Source organism: uncultured Bacteroides sp. (assembly GCF_902491285.1).
In the GTDB taxonomy this organism is placed as follows: domain Bacteria; phylum Bacteroidota; class Bacteroidia; order Bacteroidales; family Bacteroidaceae; genus Bacteroides.
This window is the reverse complement of record NZ_CABUHK010000063.1, coordinates 23,090-34,640: the sequence shown is the minus strand read 5'-3', so window position 1 is coordinate 34,640 and position 11,551 is coordinate 23,090. Positions and strand designations below refer to the sequence as shown.

Below are 11,551 nucleotides of genomic sequence, written 5' to 3'. Positions count from 1 at the left end.
TAATCAGAGGGTCCTTGGTTCAAGTCCAAGAGGAAGAGCAAAAAAGAAGCCACCTAAGAGGGTGGCTTTTTTATTTGGTATCATTTATGAAGTATCTTATTAAAGAGAATTACGTATAATCACCTTCGTCGGATTACGCTTATAGATTGTGTTTCTGTCCAGGATTACAGATGCAGCCGTTTCCCCCATCATCTCAAAATCTGTGGAGATAACAGTGATTCCCCCTTCTAATATCTCCTTCACAGCGGTATCATTATAAGAAATCAAACCTATTTCTTTGCCCAATTCATAGCCATTCTTCTTTGCCAACTTAATCAGTGCCACATCGTCCGTATCATACCGGCTAAACGTAATATAAGCATTCCCCTTACGGAAATTCTTCTCTTCCACATTCGATTCTATGGAATAAGGAAGTTCGCTCTTGACGCAATAACGCAGAAAACCATCAATGACCTGCTGCGCATGAATCGCTTCCGGACGTGCTATCAGAATCAGTTTCTCATAATTCTTCAATCTATCCTGCAATTGCAGAAGACTGCAATAAATATCATAGCCATAATCCTGATAGATGCAACTGTAGTTACCACTCAATCCCTGCTGATTATAATCTATGATTATTCTCTTCTCCGCCGGAATCAGGTTCAAGACATCCGTCACATCTTCTTTCAGGAAAGTAGCTATAATATAATGTGTATAATTACCCAGATTCTCCTTGATAAGCTTTTCAAAAACCTTATAGTTATGATGATGAAAGTAAATATCAATATCCCCTACATCTTTCAAAGCATTGAAAATAGAGCGATAAATCTGTTCACGCATCACGTTCATCTTATCCAATAACAAAAACACATGATAAGAATGATTTATAGATATTTTTTTCACAAAATACCCCTTCCTGTAAATCGCTTCGATGACTCCCATCTCCAATAAGTAGTTCAGCCCCTTCAACAAAGTCTCCTTACTCATGTGCAATTGTGTCTGTAATTGGTTCAATGAAGGTATCTGGTCACCTATCTGAAGAGTCCCGTCTTCAATCAGTGAATTAATATAATCCACTAATTGAAGGTACTTCATCCGTGAAGCGGGTTTCTTCTGTTCTGTTACATCAAGATTCTGGTTCTGCATTACTACCAAGACTTAAATAAATATTTAGCAAATATACTTAAATACCATGATAAAGCAAACGATTGAATAGACAAAATCATATTAATATCTCATTCAAAATATCTTGAACTATTCATAGCACTTCACCGCAAACAAAGCTGCCGGAATCATTTCTGAAGGATGCTCCAACACAATTTTAATCTCATCGGTCACCAGTTTCTCCGGAAATACAAACTCATTTATCGACTGATGGTTGTCTGTTTTCTCATAAATCAACCGGTTCTCTCCATCGTATATTTTATATTTCTCCACACAGAAAGGCATCTTATTCTCCGGATGCGTCATCTGAACCGTTTCCATCGGCTGGTCAAAATCCGTATCAAAAAAGAGAGACATCTTTCCGATATGTACAGCCGAGTCCCATTTGATGGTCAAAGCCGGAGCAGGGTCATCCAACTCTGCAACCCAAGCATTCGGCGACTGAACCGGACGGTCAATGCCATTATTAATATTTGAAACAGAAAAAATATGGCAGTCCTTTTCCAACTGGACAGCGATATTATGCCCTCCGGGTCTGCGCTTCGGACACCAGAACTCAAATTCCTCAATGCCGATATCTTCTTTAGGAGTCTGCTTCCCAAAATTGGATACAGCCTCATTAATGGTGTTAAACACAGACAAAACTCCAGTTATCCTTTCCTGAGTATATTGCAATTGCACCAGAGGATTTTTCTTGAAAACAAGGAAAGCATACTGTTCTTCCGGTATCACGGCTTCAAAAGTCAGCTCCAACTGTTGCCTGCCTTGGCACAAGGAGACTGTCTTCGCTTCCAAAGTAACATCCGGAGTATGATTGAACGGTTTGCTGCTTACACGAAGCTCTACTTCCAACTCTGTCGCTTCGGAAACAGCAAGTCCAACTTTCACCATTCCCAACACATCCCCTTTATGTAAAGGTATCATTTGAGCAACAGACTCATCCAAAACCTGCATCCCACCATCAGCCGGAAAACCCTTAAAACAATATTCACTGGATGCAGACAAAGTGGCTTTCGCTACCAGATTCTCCTCATCTTTTATAGCCATATCAGGGATATACTGACCCATTCTTGATAATTTTGCCTGCAATTCAGGCACTCTTCCCAAAGAATAGACTTCCCTCGGAGAGATATTCTCTTTCAGACAAATAGCCGCAGCCATCGCAACAGCCTGTGCACTGTGCGCAGAAGTAGCCATCACACGGGTCGAGCCGAAAGCGACGTGTGATGTACTTATGATTCTTCCGGCAAGGAAAAGATTGTCAATGCCCCTGCTGTAAAGACAACGATAAGGAATCTGATATACCCCTTTCGAGTGCCACTGGTTACAGGCCGACTCTTCTCCGAACACACCGGCTGCCGGATGCAAATCAATACTCCATCCACCATAGGAAACCGCATCCTCATGATGTCTTTGCTCTATGACATCCTGCTGAACCAGCATATAGTCGCCTTCAAACCTTCTGCTCTCCCGCTTTCCAGGAATACAGCCTACCCACTCCAGTGTCATAGTCTCCGCTTCCGGATATCTGCCCGAGTTCTTGATATAATCCCAAGCACCATAAATAACTTTCCACAGTTCCCACTTAATTTGCTCCGTATCATGCACTGTGTCCAAGTCGCCTCCGTATTCAACCCACCATAGTTTACAGCCATGTTCCTTTGCATTGAAACTACGGAACCGCGGAACAGTCTTCGTCACATCCATCGCATAAGAAGGAGCCACATATTTCACCGGATGACCGGTATCCTTTGTATAGAAGTACAGGCTGTGCCCCAAAAGCTCGCCATAATCCTCGGCCGGCGCAAACTTTTCGCCAAACTCCTCTCTGCTCTCCGCTCCCATGCGATAAGGAGCCCCAGAAAGGAAACCGACAACACCGTCACCGGAAGCATCACAAAACAAAGGAGCAGACACTTCGTACATGGTGCTGTTCTGGCTACAGAATCCCCGGACACTTTCTATTTTATGGCTGGAACTCTTTTTCACCTCATACACGCAGGTATTCAGCAATAAAGTTATATTTGGTTCGCTCACCACCTTGTCAAGCATGACAGAATCAAAGATTATCGGATTGCCTTCCGGGTTGCGGAACGTATTCTCCACCATAATCTCATCTATCACACCACCTTCACGTGCCCAGCGATTATTATTTCCCATGTGAGAAGTTGCTCCGAGCATCCACAGCCTTATCTCGCTGGAACCATTTCCTCCCAGTACCGGACGATCTTGTATAAGCACCACTTTCAAGCCTTGCCGAGCCGCGGTTATGGCAGCACAAACCCCTGAAATACCTCCGCCTACTATTACAAAATCAGTCTGAATCGTATCTGTATTAAATATTCTCACACTATTAAACTTATCAAGTACCATCTTCTCGTATCTAATTAATTTTACTTCTATTTTAGCTCTAAACCTACTTTTCTATCTTTATTACCTTACGTAACCGGATGTCATCGGACGCACTTCCAACAAGTATTTCATAACTTCCCGCATCATAATCAAAGTCTTTCAATTCCGTCTTGTAATAGGAGAAAGCAGCCTTGTCCAAAGTTATTTCCATTTCCTGCCCGGTGTTTTTTCTAATAAAATGCTTGGCAAACCCTTTAAGTTCCTTATAAGGTCTTTCGACTTTCGGATGGATAGGGCGAACATATACCTGGGCCGTTTCCGAGCCGTCATATTTCCCTGTATTCTTTACAGTAAACCTGACCTTAACCAGCAAGTCTTTGCCTTTCTCCCTGTTTACACGCAAGTCAGAGTATTTGAACGTGGTATAAGACAATCCATAACCGAACGCAAATTGAGGTTTCGTATCACTGACATCGTAATGCCTGTACCCCATGAAAAGTCCCTCTTTATACTCTACCCGTTTATCACCATCCGCATCATAGTAATATGGATAAGCCGGATTATCCTCCCATTTCTTTTCAAAAGAGACGGGTAACTTTCCACTGGGATTCACTTTCCCGAACAGGATTTCAGCAACAGCCGTCCCGCCTTCCTGACCGGCATACCACAGATGCAACAAGGAAGGAACCTTATCTATCCATTTCGACATATCCACATTCCCGCCGGCATTCAGCAGCACAACCGTATTCGGATTGGCAGCAGTGATACACTGCACTAAACTATCCTGATACTCGGGCAACTCGAAAGGCCGGTCATTACTTTCACGTTCACTGCTCTCATTAAATCCTATATTCACAATAGCCACATCGGACTTTCCGGCAATTTCCACAGCCTCATCAAAGAGTAGCTTATCCTCTCTCCATCCGAAAGAAATATCAACAGGATGCACATTAGCAAAATATTCAAGAACAACAGGATATTCCTTACCGGCTTCCATTGCCAATACAACCTCACGAGTCGTTATCCCCTGGTCTCTCCACTCATTAATCACCATTTCCGTACCGACTTTCAAACGGAACCCGTCGAACCCTCTGACTATGAACCGATAATCAGCGCTTTTCTCCGGACGTACAACTCCACTCCAACGCATGGAACAGTGGTCATACGGAATGCCTTTATTCTCGGCAGCAATATGCCAGCCATTGCCAATATTGACAATCGTGTCTATCACAGTTTTTGCCGGTGTACCCTTCAAACGGATATTATCAAAATATTCGGCCTTTAGTCCTTTAGTCCGGCTTCCCGCTTCTGTGTAAAAAACTGCATTGGCAACCGTTTCTGTCAAAGTAGGCACGCCGGGCGCATAAGAAATCTGAAGATCCTGTCCGACATTCTTCAACCCCTCCAATACCGAAACAGAATGGAACGGGAATGTATAAGAACTCCCACCTCCCGATATATAAGAGTTCGCATTGGGGCCAATCACGGCAACCGACTTCACTTTTGAAGGGTTCAACGGAAGTAGCCCATTCTCATTCTTCAATAATACAACGCCTTCTCTAGCCAGTTCCAATGCCACTTTTGCCGCTTCCGGGTTATTATATGGAATAGAACTATCCAATTGCTCATTATCAAAAAAGCCGAACCGAAACATAACTCTCAGGATTCTCTTCACTTTCTCATCAATAGTTGCTTCCTTCACTTTCCCGGCTTTTATCGCAGGAATCAGATTCTCCTTATTCATCCACTTTCCACGCGGCATCTCCAAGTCCAGACCACCATTGGCCGCACCGACAGCGTCATACGTAGCCGACCAGTCACTCATTACAATTCCATCAAATCCCCATTGTTTTCTCAACACTTGATTATTCAAATAATCATTCTGCGTGGCATGAACCCCATTCACCGGGTTATAGCTATCCATAACGGCGCCCGCACCCGCTTCCTGAATGGCAGCCTTATATACGGGCAGATAAATTTCATGCAACACCCGCTCGTCAATGTCACTACTTACATTGTTGCGATCCCATTCCTGGTTGTTTGCAGCATAATGTTTCAGAGTAGCCACTACCCTCTGATCCTGCAATCCTTTGACATAACCTATTGCCACCTGAGAGTTCAGGTACGGGTCTTCCGTAAAATACTCAAAGTTTCTTCCACACAAAGGAGAACGAAGAATATTCACACCGGGACCTAATAATATATGTACGCCACGCGCCCTTGAGTCTCTTCCCAATTGTTTTCCTAATTCATATGCCAGTTCCCTGTTCCAGGTCGAAGCAGTCAGCACTCCTGCCGGATAAGCTGTCGACTTACCGTCTTTATGCGTACCGACAGGCCCGTCCGTCAGTTTTATTTCGGGAACGCCCAGACGTTCGATTCCCCTTATATAAAAGCCTTTATAACCTCCTATATAATCTAGTTTTTCTTCCAATGTCATGCGGTGGAGCAAATCATTCGTCCTGTCCTCCACAGAAGCTGTCTTATCTTTGTATATCTGAGCAAAGCCGCTCATAGAAAAACAACTTAAAATTCCAACGATCACTAAATGCTTCATCATTCTATTTTACTATTTGTTATTTAATATATTTGGAGATAACCTTTTTCCACACAGCGTACCCTTCGGCAGTCAGATGTAGCCCATCTTCCCGATAATGCTCCGGAAACAATTCTCCGTCCGCTGTAAACATCGGGGTATATATATCAGCGTAGGCAGCATTCGTTTGTTGCTCCACAAATTCTTTTATCAAGGCATTTGTCTGCTCTATCCTTTCCTTATCCTTCAATCTCCGTACAGACGGTTTGATAGAGATAAAGACAAGCTCCGCTTCCGGCTTTTCCTTCCGGAGAATAAAGAATAACCTCTTGATCTGAGCCAGTATTTCGTCTGGAGTCCATTTGTAGCCAATATCATTGTCCCCTTCGTAAACAAAAATCTGCTTAGGTTGATAAGGGCTTATCAGGCGGTCTTTATAATTAATCAAATCTATCGTCTTCGTGCCGGAAACACCCCGGTTAAGTACCGGCTTCCCGGGAAAATCATCCGCCAGGGATTTCCAGTTCTCCATCGTCGAGCTACCCACAAAAAGGATCAAGTCCTTTGCCGGCGGATTGACGGAATCCGCTTTCTCATAACGCCTCATCTTCTGATCCCACTTCAGTTGTTGTGCCAGTTTAGGCACTCCCTTTACGCGTTCACACGGAACAGGCTTGCCACGCAAAAGTATCCTGCCCAAATAGATTACGGACTGGTCATACTTTTCGGGATGTGCCGTTATATCCTCCCATTGCTTACTGCCGAGTATTTTTTTCTTGTCAGCCTTCTCCGAAGAAATCCGGACAGTCACCTGATGAACACCTTTATCTAACTTAATCACGTCATATTGTCCGCGATAGCGATTGTTACACCAGGAATTAAAACGATTCAACGTATAATTCCCGATACGGTCATTCGCTTCATACAGATGAAAACCTTTAGTACCCACCTCTTTCAACTGAACAAATTTTCCGTCAACCAGAACTTCCACCTGTCCTACCTCCGGACCGCCAATATCAAACAATCCGAGCATATCCCCCTCAAAGCCAAAGGAAAACGACGCCCCTTCCTTACTGCCGGTCATCACTGTATCAAACCATCCGGCAAATTTCTTTAAAGAAGGGTTCTCTGACGTATTCACTTCTTTCCATGACCTGTCAAAAGAAGCAATCTGTGAAGGAATATACATTTCGGCTTCTTCCCATTCCGAACCGATTAACGGTTCCGGAAGCCTATGTGCCTGCAAAGCACCATTTCCCTTCCGTATCTTCTCTAATCCGCGGGCAATGGCGGATGCATACAAATTTCCTCCCTCAGCGACAGGGTGAATCCCGTCATTAGAAAACAGAATCTTCCCGGCAGCCACCTCTTTATTACCTTTCCAAAGCAGCTTACCCGCCTTTTCGAGTGTTGCCGCCTCCATTCCCAAATGAATGGAAGGGAGTTGATAATGTGCGGCTATGTCTTCCAGTCCCTTAATCACCTGCGGAATATCCCCTTTCTGATAAGTAGTAATCTGGTTCGTATAAACCGTATAAATCAAACAAATATCCGTATGAGGATTCTCTTTTATAATCTTTCGGATCATCCCTTCCATGCCATCCGGATAACCGCCGTTTACTGCAAATTCAATAAAAATAAGATCCGGCTTGTATTGCAACACCTGTTCACGAATCCGGAAAGCGCCCAAATCCGTCCCCGTACCGGACACCCCGGCATTAATCCACTTAAAACGGGCATTGGAAAAAGCATTTTCCATATACCGGGTGGTTTGCAAACGATAGCAATATTCTCCTTGTGTAATGCTTCCACCGATAAAGGCAACTGTGACTTCCTGTCCTTTCTTTATTTTTGAATAGAAATTGGGAAGTCCCTTTCTTACTGTACATTCTTTTTCATTATAATAACCGCCAGGTTGTATCAATGGAATTTCCTTATCCGCCGTTGTGTACACCAAAGGCGAAGCTCCTCCCTGCGAAGCGGCAATCTTGTCCAAATCAGCCCGGCTCTGTCCATAAGCGCAGGGAAGTACGGTCATTAGCGCCATTCCTGCAAGAACAGTTCCCAGTTGTCGTATTTTTATCATCTTCATTTTGAATTAAGTATTATTTCCTTCGTTTTATCTGTCTGTCCTTTCGATTTCACCGTTACTTTGACAACGGCCTTCTCGTCCATCTTCAATTTATAAAAACTCCATTCGAACGGATAAGAAGCAACCGTGCAAGCCTGTCCGTTACATTCCACCGCAACGGACATTTCTCTATCCTTAGCCGGTGCAGTTTCAGCGAATCCATACACAGAATCCCATCCGAACGGAGAACGGATACGGAATAAGAACACCTTACCGAAAGGTTCTCCCATATCAACCACCTCCATTCCATTCTTCAATACAGGATAACGGGTCTCTTTGCGAGGTTCGGCCAAAGGAAACGCCAAAGCCCTGAAACCTTTTCCCGGAACAGAAACCTTAACCGTATTTCCAGTCCTGCTTATCTTTGCCGTTTTCCCCTTCTCCGTATATTGTACAATATCACCCTGACCTACTAATCCGGCAACCGCGTCCAAACGGACAGTCAATGATTCTTCCTGTTCGGACTCACCGGACAGAATCACCCAGAAATATTTATCGGAAACCGCAGTCAGATAATTTACTGTCGGATTATCCACTTGAACCAATCCTTTCTTTGTCCAAAGTTTCGCCTTGCTGTCTCCAAATATCTTCCCTTTCTCATTTCCGTAGATACGGTTTGTAAACCAGACAAAGCCTTCCTGCTTGCAGGATGGGAAATAGATATTCCCCCTGGAACGTTCTATCGCCTCAGACACCAGATAATCCCACGTAAATGCCAAATGGGGCGGAATATGATGGTAATAGATAGAGCTTACATCCGGTCCCTTATAAGGAAAATCCGGTGACAGGGTAATGTCCGTATATCCGGTGGCATAATATCCCGGATAATTTGTAAATCGCCCGATGACTCCATTCCGGGCATAAGTCTCATAAATAGGCTTACGAGTATATTGAAAGAGACGAAGCAGATGAGGAGCCCAGTTGCTCATAAAGACCGGACGCACTTGTTTCCCCTTTGTCCGCAGGAAATAAGTCGAAGGCTGTTCAAACCCCAGTCCGACCGGCGAAACAAGCCATTCCGGCACTTGCTTCTCCTGTGCATCATTCGCCACGCGGGGGAATCCCAGGCGGAATTTCTCTTTCCCTTTCCACCACAGGTTTGTATTTCCATCAAAACGGTTTCCCGGATGAATCGTCTGCGAACCTTCATTTACCACAGGGTAACTTCTGATACCCGCAATCGTATTAGAAGCGCCGTATTGTGCCGCTTTCAGATATTTCTCTTCTTTTGTCAACTCATACAGATCAATCAGATCCCACCACGGAGCATACACATTCGTATTATAAAAAGACATCAGACCTACCGGTTGGGATGAGTTCCTGTATATCTGCAAGTCTATATACCGGTCGGCTGTAGAAGTAGCCATCCGTTTCCATTTCTCATCTCCGGTAAGGTTATAGGCAGATATTGCCTGCACCCACGAGAGAACCTGCGTAGAATATCCCTTTGTTTTCCTCAAGGTATCACCCGGCAAGGCGATGGAAGTCAGCCACGGGTTCAGCCCTCCCAAAAGACGATGTAAGCCTTCGTAATAAGAAGTGTTGAACTGCGAATGAAAAGGATTGAGCCGGAGTGTCTCAAGCGTTTTGTTATATCCGCCCGGCACCAAGTCCGTAGCCCATCTGTATCCGCTCCGGGACAATGTATATTCTATTGTCGGCAAAGAGCGTGACAGATAAAACTCTTCATCTTCCGAGAAGACAGAAGCAGCGACAATAGCCAAAGGAGCAGCGTGCACTACCGTCGGAGCCGTTTCCGGATCTCCTTCAATATCATAGAACCCTTTAAGACCTGCATCCCAACCGCCATACTCTTCGTTACGCATCAAATCCAATATATTGAACATTGCTTCAGTCAGTGATACATCCTTTTGTTTTCTGTAATCTTTCACCTTATATACTTGCTCCGAAATATATTCCACCGCCTCATTCCAGCCCGTCGGAAGTATGCCCACCACAAACTTACGCTCAATCACCTGCCCTGCCTTCACGCGGGAGTCCTTCATCCCCATCACGGGAGCAAAAGCCACCGGCTGAACTACATTCTGTTCATTCTTGACGGAGAATCCCATCGGAGAGAAATCCACACTTCCCCATTCCTGCGGGAAAGTCGTATCGTCTCCGCATATAAATGACGACATCACTCCGCCCAAAGGCGTGGTAGATTCAGCAATAGCCAACGGTTGTTGCATCATCGAAGAAAGCATCATCACCGGATGTGAAGAAACACGCTTATACTGAAACATCGGCGGAAGAAGCAGGTTGCTCATATTCGGCTGGGGCACAGGTTGGAAAGCTGAAAGCCCCATACTGTACATTCCGTCTGTAGCCGGACGACAGGACAACCTCACCTCGATATGATTTCCTTTGGCGGGCAGCGTCCAGTAACCCGTGACGGTAGAGCCGTTCTTCGTGATATACTGTACTTCAATAGTCTTATTATCCTTGTTCACCGCTTTCACCGGAATGGCCTCGCTAAGAACTCCCGCCACATAAGGATTCAGATAATCCTCGTCAGACTGCACCGTGTATTCTTTCCCCCCTACGGTAAATGTCCTTTTCGATACCGCATTCTTCCAGGAAGGAAAGAATTTATCATTATCCACCGGACTTTGCTCCGCAGTGATAAGAAACACCTTATGATCTTCCATAGTAGACAGGAAACGGCGCCAGATTCCCTTCACCTTGATTTCCGTCCGGCAGGCAATCGCTTGGTTATTCGCTCCGGCTTTTACAAAACTCAACCGGATATCCGGATTCTCTATATTAGCCACCATTTCCGCATCAGGCGACAATAAAAGCGGAGTAGACACATTGTCGAAACCCGCTCCTTTCGTTTCTACCTTAACGGGATTTTTTCTCCACTTTCCAATCTCCTTCCTATCCATCTCATTGGGATTGACAGAATGATCTTTCACCAATAGAATCGCATCACACCGGCCGAAGTTCTTTTTCGTATCATGCAAGCGCAATAGCACTTTTTTTCTTTTCAACTGCACATTGCCCACATTTTCCCAATAAAATCCGACCTTACCGTGTTTCCCCGATTCTTTCATCGGTTTCTCATCCACACTCAAACGGAACAAGCGCGTCCCCGGCAATTTCTCATAATCCGCCGACCTTACCCATACGTTATAGTCCCCTTCTTCCATTATATTGACGACCGTAAGCGCATCAAACTGTTCATCAAGACTTCCACCACCGTTCAAACGAAGCATGGCACTGCCCATACAATCGGCCGATCTATCCGCTGACCATTTTCCTTTGAACTGAAAAGCCTCAGCTTCAATCAAATATTTATCTTTCTGTGCATACGTGTCTAGTCCTACGATCACAAAAAGAAGGGTGCAAACAAAGTTCTTTATTATCCGGTAATTTATGTCCATATC

5 protein-coding genes are annotated in these 11,551 nt (G+C 44.6%); all 5 read right to left on the bottom strand.

Annotated features, from left to right (window positions below):
- Positions 1-99: 99 nt before the first annotated feature.
- The gene (locus tag RDN93_RS15540; RefSeq protein ID WP_135038193.1) at positions 100-1,125 is read right to left on the bottom strand and encodes a GntR family transcriptional regulator; all 1,026 of its coding nucleotides are present in this window, start codon (positions 1,123-1,125) and stop codon (positions 100-102) included.
- Between the two features lie 108 nt (positions 1,126-1,233).
- Positions 1,234-3,492: an FAD-dependent oxidoreductase gene (locus tag RDN93_RS15535; RefSeq protein ID WP_308746360.1), complete on the bottom strand. Its 2,259-nt coding sequence runs from the start codon at positions 3,490-3,492 to the stop codon at positions 1,234-1,236.
- 67 nt (positions 3,493-3,559) lie between these two features.
- The gene (locus RDN93_RS15530) at positions 3,560-6,055 is read right to left on the bottom strand and encodes a glycoside hydrolase family 3 protein (RefSeq protein ID WP_288785311.1); all 2,496 of its coding nucleotides are present in this window, start codon (positions 6,053-6,055) and stop codon (positions 3,560-3,562) included.
- Between the two features lie 16 nt (positions 6,056-6,071).
- The gene (locus tag RDN93_RS15525) at positions 6,072-8,123 is read right to left on the bottom strand and encodes an SGNH/GDSL hydrolase family protein (RefSeq protein WP_308746359.1); all 2,052 of its coding nucleotides are present in this window, start codon (positions 8,121-8,123) and stop codon (positions 6,072-6,074) included.
- The gene (locus RDN93_RS15520; protein WP_308746358.1) at positions 8,120-11,548 is read right to left on the bottom strand and encodes a hypothetical protein; all 3,429 of its coding nucleotides are present in this window, start codon (positions 11,546-11,548) and stop codon (positions 8,120-8,122) included. The genes RDN93_RS15525 and RDN93_RS15520 overlap by 4 nt, the downstream gene beginning before the upstream one ends.
- Positions 11,549-11,551 lie beyond the last annotated feature (3 nt).